Annotated in this window: 20 protein-coding genes and 1 tRNA gene; 4 read left to right on the top strand and 17 right to left on the bottom strand. The window is 31.9% G+C overall.

The genetic code is table 11. From position 1 onward, the window contains the following. Positions 1-145: 145 nt before the first annotated feature. The 3 genes from EMN46_RS11995 to EMN46_RS11985 form a co-directional block, all read right to left on the bottom strand. Positions 146-1579, bottom strand: coding sequence for an FAD-dependent oxidoreductase (locus EMN46_RS11995; RefSeq protein WP_154201052.1), 1434 nt, complete (start codon positions 1577-1579; stop codon positions 146-148). Position 1580: 1 nt separating this feature from the next. After that, positions 1581-2252: a phosphoglycolate phosphatase gene (locus tag EMN46_RS11990; RefSeq protein ID WP_154201051.1), complete on the bottom strand. Its 672-nt coding sequence runs from the start codon at positions 2250-2252 to the stop codon at positions 1581-1583. 247 nt (positions 2253-2499) lie between these two features. Next, positions 2500-3276 (bottom strand): ribonuclease H, encoded by a 777-nt coding sequence (locus EMN46_RS11985; protein WP_154201050.1) that lies wholly within the window; start codon positions 3274-3276, stop codon positions 2500-2502. Positions 3277-3912: 636 nt separating this feature from the next. Here EMN46_RS11985 and EMN46_RS11980 point away from each other — a divergent pair. After that, positions 3913-3984, top strand: a tRNA-Thr gene (locus tag EMN46_RS11980). A gap of 86 nt (positions 3985-4070) precedes the next feature. On the opposite strand, the gene EMN46_RS11975 is transcribed toward EMN46_RS11980, so the two are convergent. Then, complete coding sequence (locus EMN46_RS11975; RefSeq protein WP_154201049.1) at positions 4071-4535, bottom strand: hypothetical protein; 465 nt, start codon at positions 4533-4535, stop codon at positions 4071-4073. Positions 4536-4618: 83 nt separating this feature from the next. Then, positions 4619-5419 carry a nitrilase-related carbon-nitrogen hydrolase gene (locus tag EMN46_RS11970; protein ID WP_154201048.1) on the bottom strand — a complete coding sequence of 267 codons (801 nt, stop codon included), beginning with the start codon at positions 5417-5419 and terminating at the stop codon, positions 4619-4621. A gap of 888 nt (positions 5420-6307) precedes the next feature. On the opposite strand from EMN46_RS11970, the gene EMN46_RS11965 reads away from it, so the two are divergent. The 3 genes from EMN46_RS11965 (at position 6308) to EMN46_RS11955 (ending at position 8660) form a co-directional block, all read left to right on the top strand. After that, positions 6308-6652 (top strand): metalloregulator ArsR/SmtB family transcription factor, encoded by a 345-nt coding sequence (locus EMN46_RS11965; protein ID WP_154201047.1) that lies wholly within the window; start codon positions 6308-6310, stop codon positions 6650-6652. Between the two features lie 104 nt (positions 6653-6756). After that, a complete protein-coding gene (locus tag EMN46_RS11960; protein WP_154201046.1) occupies positions 6757-7770 on the top strand; it encodes a permease in 1014 nt (337 codons plus the stop codon). Positions 7771-8132: 362 nt separating this feature from the next. Next, entirely contained in the window at positions 8133-8660 is a 528-nt protein-coding gene (locus tag EMN46_RS11955; protein ID WP_154201045.1) for a hypothetical protein, read from the top strand. Between the two features lie 316 nt (positions 8661-8976). On the opposite strand, the gene EMN46_RS11950 is transcribed toward EMN46_RS11955, so the two are convergent. The 12 genes from EMN46_RS11950 to EMN46_RS11895 all read right to left on the bottom strand — a co-directional run bounded on the left by EMN46_RS11950 (position 8977) and on the right by EMN46_RS11895 (position 23401). Next, complete coding sequence (locus EMN46_RS11950) at positions 8977-9816, bottom strand: DUF4349 domain-containing protein (RefSeq protein WP_154201044.1); 840 nt, start codon at positions 9814-9816, stop codon at positions 8977-8979. Between the two features lie 317 nt (positions 9817-10133). After that, a complete protein-coding gene (locus EMN46_RS11945; protein ID WP_154201043.1) occupies positions 10134-11183 on the bottom strand; it encodes an alcohol dehydrogenase family protein in 1050 nt (349 codons plus the stop codon). 593 nt (positions 11184-11776) lie between these two features. Next, entirely contained in the window at positions 11777-12730 is a 954-nt protein-coding gene (locus EMN46_RS11940; protein ID WP_154201042.1) for an alpha/beta fold hydrolase, read from the bottom strand. A 67-nt stretch (positions 12731-12797) separates the two neighbouring features. Beyond that, a complete protein-coding gene (locus EMN46_RS11935) occupies positions 12798-13007 on the bottom strand; it encodes a hypothetical protein (protein ID WP_154201041.1) in 210 nt (69 codons plus the stop codon). 274 nt (positions 13008-13281) lie between these two features. Next, on the bottom strand, positions 13282-14298 hold the full coding sequence (locus tag EMN46_RS11930) for an ATP-binding protein (RefSeq protein ID WP_368667533.1): 1017 nt from the start codon (positions 14296-14298) through the stop codon (positions 13282-13284). Between the two features lie 502 nt (positions 14299-14800). Next, the gene (locus EMN46_RS11925) at positions 14801-15262 is read right to left on the bottom strand and encodes a hypothetical protein (RefSeq protein ID WP_154201040.1); all 462 of its coding nucleotides are present in this window, start codon (positions 15260-15262) and stop codon (positions 14801-14803) included. A 162-nt stretch (positions 15263-15424) separates the two neighbouring features. Beyond that, positions 15425-16306 carry a hypothetical protein gene (locus tag EMN46_RS11920; protein ID WP_154201039.1) on the bottom strand — a complete coding sequence of 294 codons (882 nt, stop codon included), beginning with the start codon at positions 16304-16306 and terminating at the stop codon, positions 15425-15427. Between the two features lie 356 nt (positions 16307-16662). Then, the gene (locus tag EMN46_RS11915) at positions 16663-18675 is read right to left on the bottom strand and encodes a Clp protease ClpP (RefSeq protein ID WP_154201038.1); all 2013 of its coding nucleotides are present in this window, start codon (positions 18673-18675) and stop codon (positions 16663-16665) included. 10 nt (positions 18676-18685) lie between these two features. Next, positions 18686-20077, bottom strand: coding sequence for an OmpA family protein (locus tag EMN46_RS11910; RefSeq protein WP_154201037.1), 1392 nt, complete (start codon positions 20075-20077; stop codon positions 18686-18688). A gap of 535 nt (positions 20078-20612) precedes the next feature. Further along, positions 20613-21347, bottom strand: a complete 735-nt coding sequence (locus tag EMN46_RS11905; RefSeq protein WP_154201036.1) for a DUF3667 domain-containing protein — start codon at positions 21345-21347, stop codon at positions 20613-20615. A 144-nt stretch (positions 21348-21491) separates the two neighbouring features. Continuing rightward, complete coding sequence (locus EMN46_RS11900) at positions 21492-22133, bottom strand: hypothetical protein (RefSeq protein ID WP_154201035.1); 642 nt, start codon at positions 22131-22133, stop codon at positions 21492-21494. 119 nt (positions 22134-22252) lie between these two features. Continuing rightward, positions 22253-23401, bottom strand: a complete 1149-nt coding sequence (locus EMN46_RS11895; RefSeq protein WP_154201034.1) for a S41 family peptidase — start codon at positions 23399-23401, stop codon at positions 22253-22255. Positions 23402-23639: the final 238 nt, after the last annotated feature.

Raw genomic sequence — 23639 nt, 5'->3', positions numbered from 1 at the left:
CGATATGATAGTTTTGTTGGAATAGAAGAAATCTGATAATCAGATTAATACATATTAGGGTATTACTAAGATTTCATAATATTTACTGAGAGCCTCACAAAAGAGTGAGACCCTCAGGTTTGTTAGTGGCGTAAACGTATTGCAATCAATTTTTCTTAATAAGCAATCGAGATAGAGCCTCGGGATACCCACGTTGAATCGCTAATTCTGAAGCCTTTTCATCAATTTCATCATTCGAAATACGATCCAATAATATGTTTTGGTTTGATTGAGCGTGAATTGTAGGAATGATATTTTCTTCCTGAATTTTATTTATGATTTTATTAGCAACAGTTAGGGCCGATGAAGCCTTAACAATAACACTTCGTGCATAAGATTTAGAAGGAAAACTAACTTCACCAACTCTCAGGCTTGGGTCATCGCCAGGTATTTGCTGTGCTCCATACATTGGCGGTCCTCCAACAGTTGCAGATTTAAACGAAGGGACAAATTTAGCAACAAAATCAATTGCATTCTTAGTTCTGGTATTGATTTCATCATCTTCCCAAACACGATGTATTTTTTGATTAATGTCCTCATTAAACTCAGGTTGTACTTCATTCTCATTTGAATGGACTAATCCATTTTCGAATAAGGTAATATCCTTTGTCATGCCATGAAGTTGATAATAATCACCGAAATAAGGCGTTAGTTGTGCCATTCCATTTGGAGTACCACGTTCACCATGAAAAATAAGTTCTGGAATTAAACCAGGAATGGCTTGCCATTTAGAAACATAAGCCGCTTTAAATTCAATCAAGCGTTTTGCATTCAAATGTAACGATTCATCAATTTTACCAGTTTTAAATCCACACGAATTCACCAAATAATTGACTTTATAAACTATATCGCCAGTGACTATTTCCCAGTTGTAATCTAAATTTTGATCCCGAACATCTTTAATATTTGTAACGGAGGTATTTAATTTTAAATTACATTTTTCAGTTTTAGTTAAAGCTAATTGGGCTTGAGCTCCTAATCTAAAGAGGTTCCATCCGTATTCTTGAACTAAAATTACTGGTGATTTTAACTTCTCGTGATCAATTAATTTAATTGTATTAGACATCCATTCGTCAGCTGAGTTGGGACGTTTTACACTTGGTTTTTCTGCTAAAGCTATTAAATCTTTTTTCGCATATATTTTATAATAATCTTTTGGAGAGCCAAGAATTTCGTTGTTGGGATCTTCATTTATCAGTTCGGTGTAATACGCCACTAACATTTCGAGACGACTCGTGATTTTCTCTACTTCGTATTTTTCTGTTTTAGGGATGCTAATAAATGTTGGTCTTTCGTCGATAGATTGTGGGAATAAGCGCGCCATATCTATCGATTGTTTCATGAGAATTCTGCATTGCTCATCAGATATATCGGGATATAAATTGCCGCCTGCATGTAAATGACAGAATGGAGGTCCATTGACAAGACTTTTTTCTTGTTCGAACAAAACTGTATCTATACCATATTTAGCAGACTGCAGAGCTACAACAGCTCCTGAAACGCCTCCTCCAATAATACCTATATTGTAAATTTTGCTCATGCTAAAAAAGTTCTTCTAAGTCTGCAAAACGATCTACGACTAGGGTAGGCTTATAGTCTGCAATGTTCTCGTTATAATTATATCCGTAAGTCACACCAATATTTTCCATATCTGCATTTTGAGCTGCAAGAATATCATTTTTAGAGTCACCAACCATTATGCATTTCTTTACATCTGTATTCATCTCCTTAGCTAAGTGAAGCAGAGGAGCGGGATTGGGTTTCTTTTCAGGTAATGAATCTTCACCAATCCAATATTGGAAGAATTGTTTAATCGACAATTTATCTAAAATGGGTTCAATAAAACTGATAGGTTTATTGGTACATATCGCCATCTTGTAGCCTTTTTTATTCAAATAGTTTAGTGTCTCTAATACACCAGGATAGGTAAAGGTTTTATCACAAGTCACCTCTTTGTAAGCTGCAAAATAAATTTCGAAAGCTTCATCTACAAACGCCTTCGATATGTCTTTATTGGGCATAGAATGTTCTAGAGATCTTTGTACAAGGGGTCTGGCACCATTTCCAATAAAGGGAATAATTTGTTCCATTTTTAAAGGTGCTAAATTATAATGCGATAACATTTTATTTGCTGCCAGGGCTAAATCTGGAATACTATTGATGAGTGTGCCATCAAAGTCGAATATAATAAGTTCTTTGTCTTTAAAATTCATAATGCTTAATTTGTCGCTAAAGTACGGAAGTTTTAATAAAATAGTAAGTCTTTATGGGGTTGTTGAAAGATGATGTAGAATATGTCGTGTTTGTGGAGTGGGGGATCTTGGTGCGATTTACTCATTTGTTTCTTACAGTTTTGAGTAAATATATGAAGTTCTAAAATATTCACTAGCTATAGGCCTATGTTTATTATGTGTTGTATGCTTGTTTTGATATCAAGTTCAATTGTTTAGATAATGAAAATTAACGTGTCGTTATTTCTTTTGCCAACTGATGACAGAAGTCTTGTTTCATATTCCCGGAATGACCTTTAATCCACTTAAATTCTACAAACTTATTTTGGCATAGACTGGAGGCTTGTTGCCACTGTTTAGCATATCTAACATCACGACCGTAGGCGGTTTGCCAGTTATTGTGTTTCCAAAAATGGCACCATTGAACCAAACCTCTAATAACATAGCGGCTGTCGGTGTTTATCTGTAATCTTTGGATCGATTGTAAACGCTGTAGTCCATCGGTTACAGCTAACAATTCCATTAAATTGCTGCTTCCATCATCAAACGATTGGTAAAATATGTCTTGTTTACCCTCGGGATCTTCAATAAATCCTCCATATCCCGACTTTTTAGTTTCGCTTACAAATGATCCATCGGCATAAATTTTATGAATATCTCTAGAACCTGAGTCGCTCATTGTCATATCTAGCTTACCACTGCGCGTGTCTACTCTAATAAATTTCATAAAATCATTATCCTTTAGAAATTTAAAATTTTCAATAAAAACACAGTTAATAATTTGCCCAACTTTAATGTTTCCCTTGATAACAGAACGAATAACTTTCTCGAATTGATGTTGATTATTATAGATGATCGTAGCAAGTTGACTTTCTTTGTTTAATGTGATGCTTCCATCCGAGATAAGGAAATTTAGCTGGATATTTCCCACCTCATTAAAAATGAAACAATAGATGTTCGATTCATTAATAGCTTCAATTTGTATGGTTAGTTTAATTGGTTTCAATTTGGAAATAGATTTGCGTTGTGAAAGCTGTTAAAATCAGAAGCTTAATTCTATTTGTGCTGGCTGTATTTTTCTAAAAGGATTAAAATAGTTCTACAATAACATAAAAAAGAATTTAGCTGAATAAATTTATATTGCAATTTAACGATTTAAATTTTAACTGAAATTTATTTCAGTGGACTTATAGGTATGTTTGTGTTGTTGGCTTTTACTTTGTTGGTATTGTGTCTCTAACTTGGGTTTTTAAGACTAGTTGTATAGGGAAAATACTTAATTTGGAAATCTTTTAATCAACGATAATATGATTAAGTAAAAGAATATTTTGTTTGGGAGAAATGCATTTCTACCTTGTGATTACTGGTTTTAGTATGACGGAAAGTAAAATATTCCTTAATAAGTGCTTACAATTTTTTTTTCTATCGTCAGTAGTTTGGTGCTTAATTACTCATTCGTTTGTATTATAAGCAAAGCCATTTTGCTGATTATCAATTATTATGCGATGCTTGGATAATTGCTATCTGAGGGGTTCGTTGTTTCTAAATGTATCTCTGAAAAAATATTTCGAAAATGTTAATATTTAAATGAAAAATGTGAGGTTTAAAAGTATAATATTATACTTTTACATAAAATTTAAATGCCTCTTTAGCTCAGTGGTAGAGCAGCTCACTCGTAATGAGCAGGTCGTGGGTTCAACTCCCATGAGAGGCTCTAATGAGGTGGGAGAGATGCCCTTTTGTGTGTTTATCAATATGTAAACTTGTGATAGGTTTAATTCTCTCCATTCTTTACCATTATTATTTTTTTCTTGTGGAATGCATCATTTTTAATCGCCATCCTACTGGTGTTTTAACTGCTAGGGCACTCTCTAACCATCCACATGTAAATACTAAACTGTCTTGTTTGTAAAACTCCGCTTTATTATGATAGGCAATTTGCATTGATGAACCATATTTTTCTATAGAGATATAATCCATCATATTAATTCTCTTGGCTCTGTTTTTATCTGCTGATTTAACACGCATAAATTTCTTTATTCTGTTGTTGTCCCATACTTCACCATTCTCAAGTATCACAAAATCATTGGTATGATAAGTTAGTATTTTTGTCGAATCCATACCAGACCATAAATCATCGAAAGCACCTTGTATAAGATCCTTGGCTATCTCTTTTTCGGATTCAGTTATTTTGCTCGTTTCCTTTGTTTCTAAATTACAGCTGGTAAGGAGTAGGGCACTCGCGATAAATATGAAAAATTTCATGATCTTATATTTTTTGAAGTTGAATCGTTTATTTGCTTCTGAATTTTTGTTTCTTTTCTGCAGCTATTTCTAGCTTCATTCATTTATTCTAAGTTGTAAGATGTTTTATAAAAATCTAATCTTCTATCATCTAATAAATTATTGAAGTCATTAATCATTTTATCTTTAGCTTTATTTGGATCAATTTCTATACTTAATACATCTGTTTTTTTATCGGGAGCAGAAGAAAGAATTTCGCCATTAAAGTTTGTTATTTGACTCATTCCTGTAAAGTTAAAGTCGTCTTGGCCTCTTTTTTCTCTGCCAATTCTATTCGAAGTGATTGCAAATATTCGGTTTTCTAAGCAGCGAGTTACCATCGCATTTTGGCAATAAGGCATAACCAAATTTGACGGATGAGCGAGTACTTGCATTCCCAACAGAGTTAGCGTTCGACATACTTCAGGGAACATCCAATCGAAACAAATCATAACACCAATTTTCATACCTTTTACATCATACACTTTCAAAGGTTTGTCTCCTGGTTCAAACCAAAGTTTTTCTTTGTTAAAGAGGTGGATTTTACGATATGTATCAATCACTTTATTTTCGGAAACAATTAATGCTGAGTTATAAATCTTTTCATCTTCAATTTCTACAAACCCACCGATGATTGTAGCACCTGTTTTGATTGAAAGCTCTTTGAGGAATTCGGCGGTTTTTCCATGATTGGTTTCGGCGAGTTCTTTTGCTTCTGCCTTTGATGTGAAAGTATAACCCGTTGCAAACAGTTCTGGTAATACTATTAAATCAGCTTTTACTTTGTTAAGAAGCGAGCGAACTTCTTGAAAATTCTTTTCTTTTGCTCCAAATTTCGGTGCGTTTTGAATACAAACTACTTTCATATGCTTTTTATGAGATTTATACAAGGGTTTGTTATTGGTTGAAATAACGTCTAACGGACTTTTAGATTTTGCAAGATTATTTTTTGCTCAAAGCAAGTTTATACAGCTGCAATTACAGTTTACTATTATAAATTTAATCATAAAATATCATTTGTATATAAGCTGAAAGGATGAAGTTTTGTCAATGCGTGATAAGTATAAAATAGATCATAGCAACAAGTCTGTATGTTTAAGAATTAATCCAAAATGGATTGTATATCTATAGCCTTGCAATTCGTATTATTTGTTCGACTCCTAAGGAGTCGTATTGATTAGGTCTTGGTATTTTCTATAAATATGAGAACACTTTGGGTTCTATGAGTGTGCCTTTAATGGTAAATTTAATAAAAGTTCTTTTATAATGTTAAGTTTAGAAAAAGAATGTCGAGATAGGGTGTAAGTTCCTTATGCACTAGGGTGACTCTTGAAAATGCGAAGCACTCACGAAAGTAATTAAAAAGATGAAATTATTTGAGTAAGCATTAGCCCATAGCTAGGAGGTGTGACCAGTTCTCTTTTACACTTTAGTATAATTTAGATTTTCATCTAATTTAATAATGTAAATATAAAGGTTGTGTGAAAGGCTATCCGCTAGGCTAATTGCTTAGCAGCAGTCTACTAGATGTGTGTATTCCGTGCCTTATTTCAAGTTCATCCACCTTATTTTAGTAGTATTCAATTTATAGAAATAGGTTATTCGTTAAAATGATTGACTTTACAATGAATTTTTCTTACGATATATCACATTATCTTTTTTCACGAAAAAAATATGGTATTCTAAAAATAAGTTCTACATTTGCCACAATTATAACATATGCACCATAACGCATATGACAAAAAATAAGAACTATGATTGATTACATTAAAATTTTCAAAGCATTGTCAGATATAAAAAGATTAAAAATAATTTGGCTACTTACAAACATTGATGAAAAAATTTGTGTCTCTGAAATCGTAGAGGTTTTACAGGAACCGCAATATAATGTATCTCGACATTTAAAAATACTAAAGGATGCATTGTTAATTAATGAGGTGAGAGAAGGTAAATGGGTTTTCTATTATCTTTCAACAGTTAAAAGCGATTTTCAGATTCAGATACAAAAAGTAATAAGCTCTATTCCCGAGAAAGAAATGACTAAGGAAATAAATAAATGTAGAAATCTTCTTAGTACTCGTGGAAACTATAATGGATAATCTTACGATATCGAATAAACGATCTTTCAATAATTAATATTTTTTTAACCTATCATATGCGTTATTACGCATATGACATTAACAGTATTTAATAAAGTAATAAGATGAATGAAAAATTAAATTTAGCGCTAAACGAGTTTGTACACGTTGGTGTAGCATTAGTACTCATTATTGCAGTAGTATCAATTCTTACAGGTTTAATACGAGCATATATTCCACAGAAAAAGCTACAGAAAAAATTATCGAAAACCGGAAAGTATGGTGGTTTGATGGGTGCTTTATTAGGAGTCCCAACTCCATTTTGTAGTGCTTCAATGGTTCCGGTGTCTATGGGAATGGTCGAGATGGGAGCACCATTTTCCATGGTTTTTTCGTTTTTACTTTCTGCTCCATTGGCTAACTTTGTTGTAGTTGGGTTTATATTTGGTGTCTTTGGTTGGAAAGTTGCTTTGGTTTACTTTCTTGTAGTTTTTATAGGGGCTGTTTTGATAGGCACCATTGCAGGGAAAACATCATTGAAAAATCATGTAAAAAGAATTAACCTCAATCCAGGAAAATCGTCTACAACATGTAGTTCTCAAAAACCAGCTAACTGCAATACCGAAACCAACCAAAGTCAACTAAATATTGTTGCTTCAGCACAAGCTGTGGAATCAGAATGTTCAGTGTCTAATACGACTACATCGTGCAGTCAGGGCGACGAAACTAACACTAAGCTTAAGGAAGCATTAAATTTTGGATGGGCATTATTTAAACGCATTTTTCCATATGTTTTACTTGGAGCTCTAATTAGTGCTGTTTCAGCTATTTTCGTACCAGATGCTTGGGTTGAAAAATATTTGGGTAATGATAGTCCGCTTGCCATACCAATAGCAGCAGGCATTGGTATACCATTATATTTAAGAATTGAGATGGCTATACCTATTTTAAAAGCGCTTATTGTTAAAGGTATGAGTATGGGTGCTGCGATGGCTTTAATTATTGGCGGAACGGGAGCCAGTTTGCCGGAAATAGCCATTATCTCATCCATGTTAAAACCTAAAGCTATTGCCGCATTTATAATTTCTGTTTTGATGATGGCTGTAGTAGGTGGGTATATTTTTTACTTTTTCTTTTAATAACAATCATGAGTAAATTAAAAGGATTCATAAAATCAATAATTAACGCTTGTCCCTATACAATTACTGGAAAAAAATGTCTTAATATAATTAGAGGAAATACAGTTGACAAACCGTGTTCCAGTGACAAAATACAAAAATACCGAAAGGGAATTAAAACGGGTTTTAATATTTCATTGATTGGTGTGTTTTGCCCGTTTCTATGGTATTCTATTTTTACAGGAAAAAGTAAGAATTTTATATTTCTTAATATGATACACTCAGGAGTTATATTGAGTATAGGTGTCTTGCTAATATTAATAAATTACTTTTTGATAATCTATTACAGAAAATCAAGTATTTAATTTAAAATTATAATAAACATGGGTAAGAAAAAATTAGTAACAGGGTCCATTGTTGGCCTATTATCTTCGATGTTGGCTTTACTTGGAATGATTAGCACTTGTGGCTTTCCTATAATTGCGGCGCTTCTGGCATTCTTTGGTATTGGAGCCTCACAACTCAGCTTTTTATCAGAATATCAAACGTTATTTACTATACTTGCGATAATCGCATTACTTTATGGTTTTTATACTATATATTTTAAAAAAATAGAAGGGATTAATTCAGGCAACTGTAATAAGATTGAAAGTCAAAGAACGGGCACAAGTTGCGAATCTAATTTCAAATCAAAATGGCTAGCAAAAACAATGCTTTGGCTCGCTGCTTTTGCTGTAGTTGTAACATTTTTTATTAATAAAGAGAAAAAGAATAGTGAAATTAATCATGGATGTAATCCATGCTATTCAACAAGTTCACCCAATGAATTACACATGAAAAACTTTCCGTGTTTAAATGATACAATAATCAATAAACCGGAAACAGATGCATTATGCAACCCAAAAAAATGACATAATACTAATGGTTCAATTAATAACAACTTGCTTGTTATTAATTGAACTCACTTATTTACTTCGTGCGTTATATTACTTCAGAAAGGTGCAAATAATTTGCGATTAGACATAAATTAAACTTTTTAAAAGAAACCATCAAATTAGGGATTTACGCTTAAATTTGAGAGCTAAAGGTTGGAGAATCCGATTAAATATTCTGCAACTTACATCATTCCCCATAAAGGAGCAATTCTATCATCGGTTGCATAAACCTACCTTACCTATTGGGCAGTTTCTGCCACACGAACGCTTAGTTGTTGTGCTCAGTTATTTCTTATCCTTTTTTTTGTCTATATTTTTTCCAACCGAAAAATATCAATCCTGCTATAATCCAAAATGGCCAAATTTTAATTGCAAACACTAAGAAATCCACAAATCCGAACCAGCCTTTTGAAAGTGCATGTTTCAATCGTTTTGTGAAATTGGCACGTTTTTCAAGTTGGTATTTAGAATCTTTAGATTTAGAAACTTCTAAATCTAATGTGCTAAAGTCAACCAAATCACTTAAGTATTTCAATCTTCCAGTTGTACTTTCAATCTCTTCTTCTATTCCTCTTATTTTTTCTTCAATCTCAAGAATATCTTTAACCGACTTTGCTTGCTTTAAGAGGTCATTGTATTTTCTTAGATAATTCTTCTTATTTGTGAGTCTAATTTCTAGATCAATAAATTGGTCTGTGACATCTCTTGCATCAATTTCTTTGTATTTTATTTCTCCACCACCAGCTTCAACTTCCGCAATTAGCCTTTCAAAGTTATTGCTTGGAACTCTAATCTTTAGCTTATAAGATATTTCCCAATCTGAATTATTTAATCGCTCATTTGCGTAGTATCCACCATATTTTTTAACTAAAGAATCGATATGTGTTTTGGTCTGTTCTAACTCTTGAACTTCAATACTTATTCGTCCATCTTTAATGATTTTTTTCTTAATCACTTCTTGTGTCACTCTTGGAGGTAAAGGTGGAGGACTATTTTGTTCTTGTCTTGTTATTGGAATCATTTCTTCTTCCATCATTAAATCACCTGCAATGAAAGCGGCTTTATCCGACTGTTGCTGATGACACGAACTTACCAGAAATACAAAAATTAGAATAAAAATAGGATGTCTCATAATCAATATTTTCTTGTTAGATACTTTTGGTTATCCCATATAATCTCTGTTCATTAATTGGGTACAACAAATCATATAAGAAACGTAAGTGATTTTGAGGCACTTCCCTGTCGAGCTATAACTCTTGAATTTACAATTGTATCGGCTATTATTTTTATACATTGAGTGTACCTTTAATGGTAAATTTAGTAAAAGTTATTTTATAATGTTAAGTTTTAAAGAAGAAAGTCCAGAGGCTGTAAGTCACTTATACACTAGGGTGACTCTAGTAAATGTGAAGCATTCACGAAAGCTCAATCTATTAGGTGCAGGCATCATTAATTAATCTTTAAAACAATTTTACCGATATGTTGTTTGTCCAGAAATGATTGTTGAGCCTTTACGATATCTTCGAGAGGATAGCTTGCTGAAACTAATGGGGATATGTTTTTATTTTCAATATGCATTATCAAGTTAGAAAATACATTTTCATTAAGAACAGTACATCCAAAAAAGGTTAAATCCTTTAAATAAAGTGTTCGTATGTCCAACTTTACATGAGGGTCTCCTATTGCACCAGCTACAGCATATCTACCAGATGGCTTGAGTGCATTTATTAAATCTGGCCATTGTTTTCCACCTACTAAATCAATTACAACATCTATAGAATTTTCACCCAACTTCTGAATAATGTTATCATCTCTCATTAAGACTTTGTCAGCACCAATTTGTAATACTTTTTCAACTTTTGCCTTGCTCGTTATCCCAATAACTTTAGCTCCACGTGCTTTTGCCAATTGAACTGCAGCAGAACCAACGCCACCAGAAGCTCCTGTAATCAATACTGTCTCACCTTTTAAAACCTTAGATCTTGATAACATATTTTCTGCTGTGGAATAAGAACAAGGGAATGATGCTAGTTCAACATCGCTTAGGTCACTTTTAATGGCATATGCATGAATAGAAGACACTACAGTATATTCTGCAAAGCCACCATCACATTCGGAACCAAAATACCATGCTTGTGTAAGAATTTCTCCATTAAATTCTCTTATACAAGGTTCAATAAGCACCCGCTCATTTAATCGTTGAGTATTCACGTGTTCTCCAATAGAAACAATACGGCCACAAACATCGGCACCTTGAATTCTAGGAAATTTCATCGGATTTCCTGACCAACTAGCATCATCACTGTCTCCATTTCCTTTAGAATACCATGCTTTTCTTGTGTTTATGTCAGTGTTATTTACAGCTGCTGCGCCAACCTTTATTAATACTTCATTGGGTCCTGGCTTTGGAACAGGAATATCATTGCGTAGTTCTAACATATCAAAATCACCATGTCCCTTCAAATAGACACCTCGCATTATTTTTGGTATTTTATTCATTTTATTTTGTTTTAACATGGTTAAATTGTTGTCCACTTGCACCAAAGCAAGCCAATATTTAAATCAGGAACATCTTAAAATTATTATTCGGGAATTATTAAATTTACTCTAATTTAAAGAAGGAGCAAAGTCTATTTTTGAATCACGAATTCCTTAAAATAGGGTGGGTGAGTATCTTTTATTGGTTAGCTGGTTCCAGTGACTATTGGGATTATTAATTGAACTAAACTTTCGATAGACTCACATCCGCCCATTAAATTTAGCTTTTATGTGTGCCTTGAATGGTAAATCTAATAAAAGTTCTTTTATAATGTTAGGTTTTGTAGAAGAAAGTCCAGAGGGTGTAAGTTCCTTATGCACTAGGGTGTTTCCTGTAAATGCGACGCATTCACGAAAGCAATTAAAAATAAAAATTATTTGAGTAAGCATTAGTTCATAGCTAAATGGTGTGACTAGTTCACCTTTTCTCTTTCGGATAACTTAAATTCTTGTCTAATTTTATAATGTAAATAGAAAGGTGGAGTGAGAGGTTCTCCGCTAGGTTAATAGCCTAGCAGTAGCCCTCTCGATTGTAAGCAGTTATATTGCGTGGTCTATTTTGTGTTTTTAATCATCTCTAATTTTGATTTTTGTATAAATGAGTGTATAGCATCTGCAACAATATCTGGCACTTCCATTTGTGGCGAATGTGCAGCATTTTCTATAAGTTGAAGTTCTGAAATAGGAATATTATCATTAAAATATTCTGCTGCATTGAAATTTACAACCTTGTCGTGTTTTCCCCAAAGAATAAGTGTTGGTGCAGTAATTTTTGAAATATCTTGTTTTAAATTAAAATACTTTCCATTTTTTATAGCTGTAACTAAAGTGTTATCAACAAAGTCCTTGCTTTCATTAATTTGGTTAATCATATGCTTTTTTATGGGTGAAGGTAACTCTGGTACATTATAAAAAACTCTTGAAAGTAAAGCATTAAATTCTTCATCTGTCTCAATGTTTTTGCCAAAACCGGTATAAACAACGTGGTCATCTAATTTAAGACCTGCCGAATTTAATAGTATTAAATTTTTAACATCATTGGGATATTTTATAGCGTAAGCTGCTGACGTATGTCCACCCATTGAATTACCAACTAAATTAAATTTATCAATACCTAATTTTTCTAAAATCGAGTGTAAAAAAGTTGCTTGTCCGTCAATGGAATAGTCTAGATTAGCTTTCTTTTCATTTTCTCCGTGTCCAGCAAGGTCAGGTAAAATGAGGTTGTAATGTTCGGACAGTTTTTTGGAAGCTTGTAAAAAACTATTTTTGTCGTCTCCCATTCCGTGAACTAAAACAAGTGTTTCTTTATCACTTTTATTTGAGCTTTCATAGTAGTTTACTTCGTAACCGTTTAAATCGATAGTTTTCTTTTCGAGTTGAGCAGCACTTGCATAACTACTGTTCGTAAAATCTATTATTTTTTGAGGAAAGAAAAAGAAGATAATTCCGCCTATGATTATTAGAAGTAAGAGAGTTGAAGCTAATATTTTTAGTAGTTTTTTCATTGTTTAATTTTTATGTGATGTTTTCAATTCAGGTTCCGAAAACTTGCTAAAAATTCGGTTGTGATTTTTATTCCGCATTTGAGAGAGATTCCCTTTTTCTATTGTCTTTATTTTCGTTAGTAACTATTAATATTATCGAAGCGATAATGATTATTGAAGCACCTATAAACAACCAAAATCTTCCTGATGCAGTATCAATATCCGCAAAATCAAAAGTTAGAATATTTATAAGCATTGCAATTATAACTAGCATTGAGGATAAATTTCTTTTAATCATAATTTATGGGTTTTATTGAGTTACAATGAATGGTAACGGTCTTGTTAAGTTACGTGGGTGATTTAAAAGAATCTACCTTTCAAACCGCGCGGAAGCAAGCCAATTTTTAAATCCTGAACACCCTAAAATTATTAATCGTGAGTCATTAAATTTACTTATATTTTTGAACAAACCAATTTTATTGGCTTGCTGGGTTTTATTAGTTAAGTTGAACTATCAATTTACTCATCAACGCCCATGATAATTTAGCTTTTATTACCGTTTGGTGTTTCCTTTAGTAATTCAAACCAAAAGCCCATAAGGGGATTACATTCAGATACCCAAATTCAATATCATCTTTCACTATAAAAGATCTGCCATTCTTTTCTATTTGTTTTTGTTGTTTATTCTTTCCACCAATTTCGAACGTAAAATCTTTGATGACAAAGTCAGCATTTTTTGACGATAAAACTTGGTTTTTTACTCTCATTTGGTTGAGAAAAAAAGTTTTCCTAATATTTCCAATATTAGACTTCTCACCGGCTAAATTAAAAATAAGATTAGTGTTGTCAAGATAAACTTTGTCTACTTTTCCAAGACCACGAACTCCAGTAGTTTCATTACGTAATTGACCAATGAGTCCAGCTTTTTCCATATAGCTAAAGTAATCATCTAAAGAATTTCTACTGACACTTATCATTTCTGCAATTTTTGATAAATTAGGTTTGAATGGTACACTTTCAGCAATTATTGAAAGTAAACGTTTCAATTTACGACTAGTAACCACACTCATATTTGCGTATTGAGGAATATCTGTCTCTAAAGTTTGTACAATAATTTGTCCTAAGCGAAGATTAATTTCATTCTCAATGCCAAATGGATAATAACCTCGTTTCAAATAGTCATTAAATAATGGTAAAGGATGGCTAATATCTGTTAGACTAAGCTCACCATTGACAATCTGCTCTATAGAGAAAGTACCCGTTTTATAATTATGGAAGAAATTGAGATATTCTCTAAAGGAAAGTCCTTGCAACTTGTAAATTAAAGCGCGGCGGCTTAAATCTGCAGATCCTTTAAGTATGTTTAGTACAGAAGAACCCGTAAATACAACCTTCAAGTCTGGATATGAATCGTAAATATTCTTTAGTTCTCGTGACCAATCTGGGTATTTGTGAATTTCATCTATAAATAAATATTCTCCAGCATTCTTGTAAAAAACATCAGCTAAATCTACAAGTCTGTTTTCGCCAAAATAAATATCATCAGCTGATACATATAAAGCACGCTTACTTCCTAAGTTTTCTTTAATGTATTATAGAATTATTGTTGTTTTTCTTACACCACGAGGTCCTATGATTCCCACCATTCTGCTTTCCCAAGAAATATCTTTATACAGATAACGCTTAAATTCTGTTGTTGTATTTTGTAATAAAATCTTAAATTTCTGCTATAGTGTTTTCATTGCTTTAAGCTAATTGTTTATACAAATACAAGCAATTGCACAACGCAATGTGCAATATTGGTTGGATTTGTTGACTCAATAGTGCTATATTTTTTATTTTTGTTGTTTTAAAAGTGCAATATGATGTTTTGTTTGGCGGTAACGGTCTTGCTAAGTTGCGTGGGCGATATAAAAGAATCTACCTTTCAAACCGCGCGGAAGCAAACCGCATGAATTTGTTTATATTTTTAAGCAAACCAATTTTAGTATCTTGCTGGTTTTTATTAGTTAAGTTGAACTATTAATTTGTTCATCAACGCCCATGATAATTTAGCTTTTATTACCGTTTGGTGTTTCATTTAGTTTTTCTCTAATCTAAAAGGGTAGATTCAATCCGATCAATAATATTACTCTTAGCATAAACAAATATTTCATTGTTTATTATTTTAATTTCAATTTTTTCATTGACAATTAAATTATAAAACCTTTCCAATTTCGTTTTTTTAGCATATTCATAATGCTCAATGGACTGTTTTACTGAAACAAAACCATTTTTTAAAATGAATGAGTCTAAGAGTTTTATGGTACTTGACAAATCTTCAAAATCTGTCAATTTTATAAAACTATTCCGATTTATTGAAGTCTGAATAACTGCAAATATAATTGGAGTTCCAATCAATAAGACCCAAGTGGAATCATGGAGTGAAAATCCTGTTTTTCCTGCTATTATTAAATACAAAAAGATAAGTCCAATCATTAGAATAAACATAAGTAACATAAGTTTTATTAACTCTGAAATAGAGACTTTGTTAAGTTTTTTTTCAGTTTTCATAATATAATCATTAATTTATTACTTCAGTTCTACTTGGCGGTAACGTTGAGTATATGGTTTTGTGGCGGTTTTAAAACACAAATCTTTCAATTTACACCGATGTTTGTTTATGCCTAAAATGTTCATGTTTAGTACTTAACCCGCCATAAACTATATACATTGTTACCTTGCGTTATTTCTTATTTTCCAGTCAGAATAATAGTTTAATAAATAAATTCTAACTCCTTCTTTTTTCCCTTTGTAATTCCCAGTAATAAAACTCAAATAATGATTAATCAATTCATTAATTTCCGTTTCCTTACAATTCATTGCTTTTTTCCACCAACTTCCATTTTTTGATAAATGACCTCCTCCTCCATTCAAAATCCAAGATGGGTCATTTATCTCAATAACTTTAAATTTATTTTTTGAAATCTGCTTCAATTCTTTGAGCTTTCGTCCTTTAAAAGATAGAATAAATTTTGGCTCTAAAGTGTCAATTTCTCTTTTTACTAAATTATCATTTATAGACCAATAATTATTAATTTGGTCTTTGTCTTTAATGTAATCATTGATTTTGTTTTTTCCAGTTGGTTCTGGATTAATGTCATTATTTCCATTATTAAGTGAGAATTTGTAATAATTGCTGATACTAATCAATTCGTTTATTTCATCTAAATTTTTAATTTTCTTGTTAAATTTAGCATAGATAAAAACACCTAATAATGCAGCAACTACTCCTGTTTGGTATGGGTTAATTGCGATGTTTTGATATGACATTTTAGTGTCTGGATATTTTTTTTTGAAATTGTCGAAATAGTAAAGTCTTTCTGTCAATTTAGAAATATTCTGCTGATAAGAGTTACGAAAACTGTCAAATTTTATATTCTGGGCAGTTGAATAAACAAGTATTTTAAATTCTTGATAGTTTTTACCTACAAAAGGAATGTATGGTGGAAATAGAATTTCATCATCTGTTTTAGTCGAAATGTTTTTCAGAATATCTTTTCCAAATTCTATTTTAGCATTCTGAAATTCTTGTTTTAGCAATTCTATTTTATCCATCTCGGTTTTTTCTTAATGCAAGGTAACAAGTGGCTAAAGTGCAATGCACTTTAGCCCACTTATCTGTTGTTTTTTATAAGTCGCTGTTTTTCTTGTTGTTATCCATTAGAATCACATCTAAAGGACTTTTAATTTTTGCAAGAGATTTTCTGCTCAAAGCAAGTTTATAAATCTAAAATATTAGCTTAAGATAATAAACGTAATCACAAACTATCATTTATATGTAAGCTAAAAGAATGAAGTATTTTAAATGCTTGTTAAGCATAAAAAAAGAGCATAAAAAAAGTCTGTACGTTTAAGAATTCATCTTATTCGTTTTTATCTTTATTTCCCAAAAAGGAAACAGTTGCTTTCTTTTAAAAATTCAATTTAAATACGATTAAGTCGGTTTTATCTGTTAATCGGGTAGCACTAATAGCTAGAGAATTACCATCGGTTACTGTTATATCATTAAGCTTAATGCCTTGTGGTAAACTAAATTCTTTTTCACTTTTTACTTTACCCAAATCATCAATGTGTACAAGCTTAATTTTATTGTCGAAAGTACCTGCAATAACAAAACTGTTATCGGGCAAAGCGACAACTTGCTCAACCATACCTTTACCCATAAGGTTTAATGGCGATTCCCAAAGTTTTTTACCACTCGTGTTATAAGCTGTAGCAAAGGCTCCATTGGTATTTGAACCTGAATAGAGAAGTTTGTTGTCGGCATTAATACCAACAGCGGTTGATTGCTGTCCCTCTGGCAATAAAATATCCCATTTTAAATATCCAGCCTCATCAATGGCAAAAATCCAGTTTCCTGCTGTAGCAAAAGCAGTGCTTGAAGCATCACTAGCTAAACTATAAACCTTGCCCTTGTTGGAATAGCTACGCGACCATAGTCTTTTACCATTGGCATTTATTTTAACTAAGGCTGGGGTAGAAGATGTGTCTTCGCTATTTCTTATATAGCCAGCAATTAAAATTTTATTGTCTGGGTAAACCACAAAATCCAGGGCTTCATCCATACTAACTCTCTGGTTAAATATATTTTCTCCGTTGGCTGCCAATTTGTAAATCCATGCTTTACCTTTCACACTATCGACTATTGCATCGGTAATACCTGCCACATAAATTTCGTTCTGATCACTTATGCTAACTTTATTTACAATGTCATCGTAGCGATTTCCCAATATCTTATTCCAAAGCATTTTTCCATTAGCATCTAAGCCTAAAATCCAAGAGTCATACATCGCATCTACTGCTTTACGTGTTGTCGACACGACCACAAGTTCTCCATTGGGGCGTTTCGCAATTCCACCACCAAAATCGTTAAACTGTTGGTTGTCGAATCCTTTTACGAACGTGTAATCTTCCTTTGGAAAGTCCTTAACGATTTCTTCGCCTAGTGTATTAGCTTTAAGATTAAAAATATCGATGTATTGGTTTCCTTCGGGGTATAAAGACACAAACTTGTTATAAGCCTCTAAGCTGTTTACACTTTTTGCCCATTCAAAAAGCAATTGCTTCTTTAATACTTTAGCCGCTGGCATTTTTGATGAATTAGGGAACTCTACTATAAAATGGTCAATAGCGTCAAGTGTTTGGTTCGCTAATACCTCTTTATAGGCTATTTCTCCCATTATTTTCTTAACCTCATCAACTTGAAGTGCCTTTGGATATGTTTCTACAAAATAGCGTAAGTCATCTAATGTGCCTTTAGTTACAGCACTATTATAAGCTAACTTATTTCGCATTTTTATAGCTATATTAAATTGAGCTGCTTTAGGATAATCTTTTAAAAATTGATTAAAGGCATTAACCGTATTTTGCTTCTCTGTTTCACGAAATTTAATGTAAGTTAAAATATGTGATACATTGGTATAGTATTTAGAATCTGGAAATTCTTTTAAAAATCGCTCAGCATAATCTGTATTATTCTCCTCTCGAACATATTTAATTAGTTTATCTTCAAGATGTTGTAGTTCCCAATCCATATTTTTATTTATGGGTCTATTCTTACGTTTTTTATCCTGTTTATAAAACAATTCGTTTAAAACTTCTTTATCGTCAGCCGTAAATTTGGGATGTGCTTTAAATGCTTTCTGAAAATAAGCCAAGGCTTTAAAGTAATCTTTACTCGTATATTTATCGAATGAGTAAACTGCAGCCAACCCGATAGTTGCCATTGCCGATTCGGGGTCTTTTAATAAAATTTCATCAAAATTTTCTTTAGCCTTATCAAGCTCACTATCAATATCGCCTTTTGCATAAGACTCCATGCCTTTGAATAAACAATTATTGTATATTTTTTTAGGCTTTTGTGCCAAGCTAATACATGTTAATAGCATGAGCACAATTAGAATATTTATTTTTCTTGAATTCATAAGTAATGGCTTATTTTTTTAATACTAAAAATTCCACACGGCGATTTTTTGAGCGTCCGTCAACTGTTTGGTTGGTATCTAAGGGTTTTGATTCTCCGTACCCAACTCCTTTAATTTTTTGTGGATCGACTCCTTTACTAACAAGGTATTTAACTACAGATTCTGCACGTCGTTGACTTAAACCCTCATTTAATTTATCAGAACCCACATTATCAGTATGTCCGCTAATCTCAATTAGGCTAACAAGGCCTTCTTTTAAAAAATCGGCTACTTTATCAAGTTCTTCAAACGAAGTTGGTAAAAGCGTACTTTTGCCAGTATCAAAAAAGATATTGTTTAAAATAAGTGCAGCTCCTTCTTCAATTTTTCTTAGTCCTTCAGTAAATAAATCTTTGGGTAATTCAGGCTCAATAAAAGTAATGGTTCCTTCCGAGTGGCAGTTGTTTTTGTCGCTTACGTGATAAGTATATGTACCCGCTTTTAGATTCTTAATTTTTTGTGCGTCTTTTATACCATTACTCCAATCAATCTTATAAGGTGCTTGTCCACCTGATATGCCTAAACTAATAACACCATCATTTATAATTTTGCTAATTTGACCTGTAACAGGATTTAGACCTCCGGTATAAGAAGAATCAATAACCACCGTTTCTAATCCTTTGGGAACACATGCGCATAAATTACAATCAACTAAGGGACGAATCTCAAAATCGTCATAAAAGTAATAGGCGTACGATTTACCTTTTTTATTTTTGGTATCACGACCTGTAACTACATAGTTGGTGTTGTCATAATTCTTAAAGTTTCCCACAACAAAGAATTCCTCAAAACCTTTAGCCGTGTAGACTTGACAGAACTGTATCCATTCTTCAGTATTATCTAAAAATAAGCCTTCTTTATTAGTTAGGTCGGCTTTTAAATTTAAAAACGTTTTATTGCCGTTAGCTAGTTTTGTTTCAGAAAAATGTATGCTCAACTGATCAACAGCAAATTTACTACCTGATGCTAATTTGTACCAAAACGAAACGCAATATTTTTGACCTGCAATCATAGGACTGCTTAATGTACCTTGAATATATTCTCTAAAATTGCGATTACTTCCACTTAGAATTGCTCCCACGTAGCCTTCGCCTGATTTGGCTTCGCTGTAGCCCGCAAAATTATCGGGTACACTTACTTCTCTAGGGCCACATTTATTAAAATAATCAGGAGTGGTAAATGATGGATAGGTCCAATCCGTAACTAACTTATGAGTTTTATCCATACACGTGTAGCTTTGAGGGCATTCATCATACTCTTCGAAGCTAGGGTTAAGCACCATATTCTCTACTTGGGCATATGATCCAAACCAGGTGAAAATAATACTCAAAACCATGAGATACTTTAGGTAAAGGTTCTTCATTATAAATAGAATTATAGTTAATTGACCAATCCCCAATAATAGTGTACAACTTCTCGACTACATAATACTTATAAATATTACAGGAGGATTGTCAATGAGTAAAAAAGAAGAAAAGGGGTATTTTTAGGATTCAAAATAATAATAAAATGCCTAATTCCTCTTATCATGTTAAATGTATTAACAATATATATTCAAAACAAGATAAGCAACTATGTTTCTAAACTTTTAAGTCATTTATACTCGTTTGAATGGTAATGTGTTTGAGAAAAAGCCCTGTATTAGCAAATAAGATAACCAGTGGAATAAATGATGATCTCTCTCTTATAAAAACAACCCAATGATGCCGAAATAACTGAAATAAGAAAGATTTCTACATGAAATCTTTCAAAGGTTATATTGCAAATTTCCCATTGCTGAAAATTCTGCAAATTTGACCATTCCCCATAAAGTAGAAATTCTGTCATCGGTTACGTCGACCTATCGTACCTATTGGGCAGTTTCTGCCACACGAAGGCTTAGTTGTTGTAGGTAGTATTTATTTGTCAATTGCCCCAATTCCAACTATAAACATCATAATTAGTATTGTACAATAAATATATGTTATCACTGTCAGAAATATTTTAGTGTAGAATTTATTATTCTCGAAAAATTGATTAAAAGTCCAAAAAGTAAATAATATTCCAATTACAACAGGAATTGCTTGTAAATAATTATCTTTTAAAAGTACAAAACTAAAAATAAGATAAATTACCATTTGTTGACCAGTAATATAGAAGTTCAATACTAAATGTTCAAAATAGTTGTATTTCGATTTTATGAAGGCTAAATAAGATGCAAGGGAAAAAAAAGGTAAAAATAGTAATATGGCATATGCGTGGTTGTTAGCTAGCCAATTTAGAAATTTTACTGCCATTGATGATTCAGTGGCGCCATTATTCAAACCGACTGCTACTCCAGTTACAACTCCACCCAAAAAAGTATTTTTCCCTATCAAATAAGTCAATAAAGCATATAATGTAGATGCAAGAAACACAAATGCTAATGGCTTAAAATGTTGTTTCCTTTTTCCTTCTAAAAATTGTCTTATACTGTGTCCCGGTCTTGTAAATAGTTCTTTTATAGTAAATAGGAAGCCACGATTTACCTGGAAAATACTATTGGGAATTTCGTTAAGAAAATATTTTAAATCAACTTTTCCTACGTTTGAATTTTGTCCACAATTATTGCAAAATTTACCTTGAAAATTATATCCGCAATTTTTACAAATCATAGTATGTTTTTTTTCTATATCGTGAGTTTCTCATATTACTGCCAACGGTTAGTATATGAAAAATAAGCAGTTACAAAGTATAAAATATTAAATTTTCAGAAAAATTTAAACGTGCTACAAGCCTTGATAATACAGACATATCGCTTATTTCTTATATACATTGTTGTGTGTTGTTTTTTCTAATTCAATTTTAGCATTTTTTATTATTTTAAGTGTTTGTCCTTCAAAATTTATCATATCTCCCTTCATTGTGTTCAGCAAAGAAAAAATATCCATAACTGTTGTTTTTGAATCAATGGATAAGAATTTATCCCAAAATGTTTTTTTAAAGTCACCATAGTTGTGCATTTGGGAATAAGCTTGTGAAATAGTTTTCAACGTTTCAATATTTAATTCTTGAAAAACACCATTAATTTTTGCACTCTCGAACATAACATCATCATAATCTACTGTTTGAACACCAAACCAACCATTTAATTTGTAATATTTAAATTTTTCATAGCTATAATATTTCTTTTCTAAATCTTCTGGTTTTATTGTTTGAAATGCACTATCTATTTGAATTTTCATTTTCAAATGATAATCAATTGATTTTTCAAATTTGAGTATATTATCATCAAGCTCTTCAGTGATTTGAATAAGAGCTGATTTTGTATTTCTATCTGTCTTTTTTTGTGAAATGTTTTGTGTTAATACCAATCCTAAAATCACTCCAAAAGTCACAATTAATGCCTCAATAGAATATTTTATGATATCTTTTATTTTTATTTCTAATTTGAGTTTCATCGATTCGTTTTTATTATATGTTCTTACTATTCATTGGATACTAATTCATAATTTTCCTTGTAATTAATTTATTGAATGTTTCCTCTTATGAACTTTCATATATAAATTAGCTTCTGGCATTATTCATTTAAAATGTCATTTACATAATCTATCCACTTTGATTCTGGAATTTCATTATCTATATAAAAATCAGGTTGAATTCCTATATTGTCAACCACCATATCTGGCACCCGCAAACTTCGTGTAAGAGCATATACTAATACAAAGTCCTTGTTCGCAGAATAAAAAGTAAGATACATATTCGAAAAATCTAAACCTCCTTTGGTTGTAGTTCCAAAAAGTTTGACTTTTTTACTTTGTCTGGCTTCAAGTAAGAACTGTTCATCAGTACTAACGTTTTTTTCATTGATTATAATTCCAACATTTTTAGGATAATGGTACGTGGTGTCGTATTGCCTAATAAATACTTTTTTATTACTTAGGTTTACAAATTCGCCTAAATGATTTGATAATGTATCATAATCAGATTGATACTCCTTCATTTCTGCTTTAGTAGGATTTAGACCAAATCTTATAGCTGTACCAGTATTTGTAGCAAATTCGTACATCCTTTGGTTATTTAACTTTGTAGAAAGATACTCCACATTGGGTGTTCTAATAGGATTAGTATATAACAAAGGCATAAGTTCGCTATAACTTGCATCACCTCCACCTCCACTATTTCTGATATCAATAATTAAATTTTCTGTTTGCAATATCTTTTGACGATTTAAAGCAATAAGGCTATCAATTTTACTTTTCTCTTTTCCAGAAAACGAAGGAATTCTTAAATATAGGGTATGCTCGTTAATCAATTCAATAAACGGAATTTTAGAAAATAAATACTTATTGTGTAGTGAATTACCTTCAATTGTATTTGATATTTGCTCTTTAGCATTGTTTATTTGGTTTTTCTTTTCTGCCATTAATCGTCTAGCTTCTGGCATATAATGAAACTCAATATGGGCAGAACGAAAAAAAGAAAGCCATTCTCTAATTACATTCTGACAACTGACTGGAGTCGTGATTGTATCAACCTTTTCTTGAATTAACTTGTTGTGAATAGCATAGGCTTGTCTTCCTTTTTTTTCTATGATGTAAGAAGCTCCTGCATCATTTTCTTCAAATGTCTGTTTTGCCCATTCAACGATTTCTTTGTAATTATATTCTTGAGCAAAAATTGTATATGGGAATATAATTAATGGTATTAGAATTATAAATATCTTCATTAGTGTTTTTTTAAAGTTTATATGTTTCTAATTGTGTATGTGTTTTTGCTTGTAGGTAACGGGCTGGCTATGTGTTTTGCGGGCTTTCGAAGCATTTCACTTTCAAATCTGCATTTAGCCAAAACTTTGATTTACATTAATTCAAATTATAAATTGACAAATCAAAGATTTGGCGGTGTTGCAACGGAGAACTGCGGTTGATTTACCCGCTGAACCCCGCATTATATATAGCTTTTGT

Source organism: Ancylomarina sp. 16SWW S1-10-2, from assembly GCF_009669305.1.
Classification (GTDB): Bacteria; Bacteroidota; Bacteroidia; order Bacteroidales; family Marinifilaceae; genus Ancylomarina.
Note: the sequence above shows the minus strand (reverse complement) of the source record. Positions and strands in the feature narration are given on the sequence as shown.

Excerpts from the sequence above, each read along its gene's own strand:
- EMN46_RS11995 (WP_154201052.1), bottom strand. The coding sequence starts at position 1,579 with ATGAGCAAAATTTACAATATAGGTATTATTGGAGGAGGCGTTTCAGGA.
- EMN46_RS11990 (WP_154201051.1), bottom strand. The coding sequence starts at position 2,252 with ATGAATTTTAAAGACAAAGAACTTATTATATTCGACTTTGATGGCACA.
- EMN46_RS11975 (WP_154201049.1), bottom strand. The coding sequence starts at position 4,535 with ATGAAATTTTTCATATTTATCGCGAGTGCCCTACTCCTTACCAGCTGT.
- EMN46_RS11970 (WP_154201048.1), bottom strand. The coding sequence starts at position 5,419 with ATGAAAGTAGTTTGTATTCAAAACGCACCGAAATTTGGAGCAAAAGAA.
- EMN46_RS11965 (WP_154201047.1), top strand. The coding sequence starts at position 6,308 with ATGATTGATTACATTAAAATTTTCAAAGCATTGTCAGATATAAAAAGA.
- EMN46_RS11960 (WP_154201046.1), top strand. The coding sequence starts at position 6,757 with ATGAATGAAAAATTAAATTTAGCGCTAAACGAGTTTGTACACGTTGGT.
- EMN46_RS11955 (WP_154201045.1), top strand. The coding sequence starts at position 8,133 with ATGGGTAAGAAAAAATTAGTAACAGGGTCCATTGTTGGCCTATTATCT.
- EMN46_RS11950 (WP_154201044.1), bottom strand. The coding sequence starts at position 9,816 with ATGAGACATCCTATTTTTATTCTAATTTTTGTATTTCTGGTAAGTTCG.
- EMN46_RS11945 (WP_154201043.1), bottom strand. The coding sequence starts at position 11,183 with ATGAATAAAATACCAAAAATAATGCGAGGTGTCTATTTGAAGGGACAT.
- EMN46_RS11940 (WP_154201042.1), bottom strand. The coding sequence starts at position 12,730 with ATGAAAAAACTACTAAAAATATTAGCTTCAACTCTCTTACTTCTAATA.
- EMN46_RS11935 (WP_154201041.1), bottom strand. The coding sequence starts at position 13,007 with ATGATTAAAAGAAATTTATCCTCAATGCTAGTTATAATTGCAATGCTT.
- EMN46_RS11925 (WP_154201040.1), bottom strand. The coding sequence starts at position 15,262 with ATGAAAACTGAAAAAAAACTTAACAAAGTCTCTATTTCAGAGTTAATA.
- EMN46_RS11920 (WP_154201039.1), bottom strand. The coding sequence starts at position 16,306 with ATGGATAAAATAGAATTGCTAAAACAAGAATTTCAGAATGCTAAAATA.
- EMN46_RS11915 (WP_154201038.1), bottom strand. The coding sequence starts at position 18,675 with ATGAATTCAAGAAAAATAAATATTCTAATTGTGCTCATGCTATTAACA.
- EMN46_RS11910 (WP_154201037.1), bottom strand. The coding sequence starts at position 20,077 with ATGAAGAACCTTTACCTAAAGTATCTCATGGTTTTGAGTATTATTTTC.
- EMN46_RS11905 (WP_154201036.1), bottom strand. The coding sequence starts at position 21,347 with ATGATTTGTAAAAATTGCGGATATAATTTTCAAGGTAAATTTTGCAAT.
- EMN46_RS11900 (WP_154201035.1), bottom strand. The coding sequence starts at position 22,133 with ATGAAACTCAAATTAGAAATAAAAATAAAAGATATCATAAAATATTCT.
- EMN46_RS11895 (WP_154201034.1), bottom strand. The coding sequence starts at position 23,401 with ATGAAGATATTTATAATTCTAATACCATTAATTATATTCCCATATACA.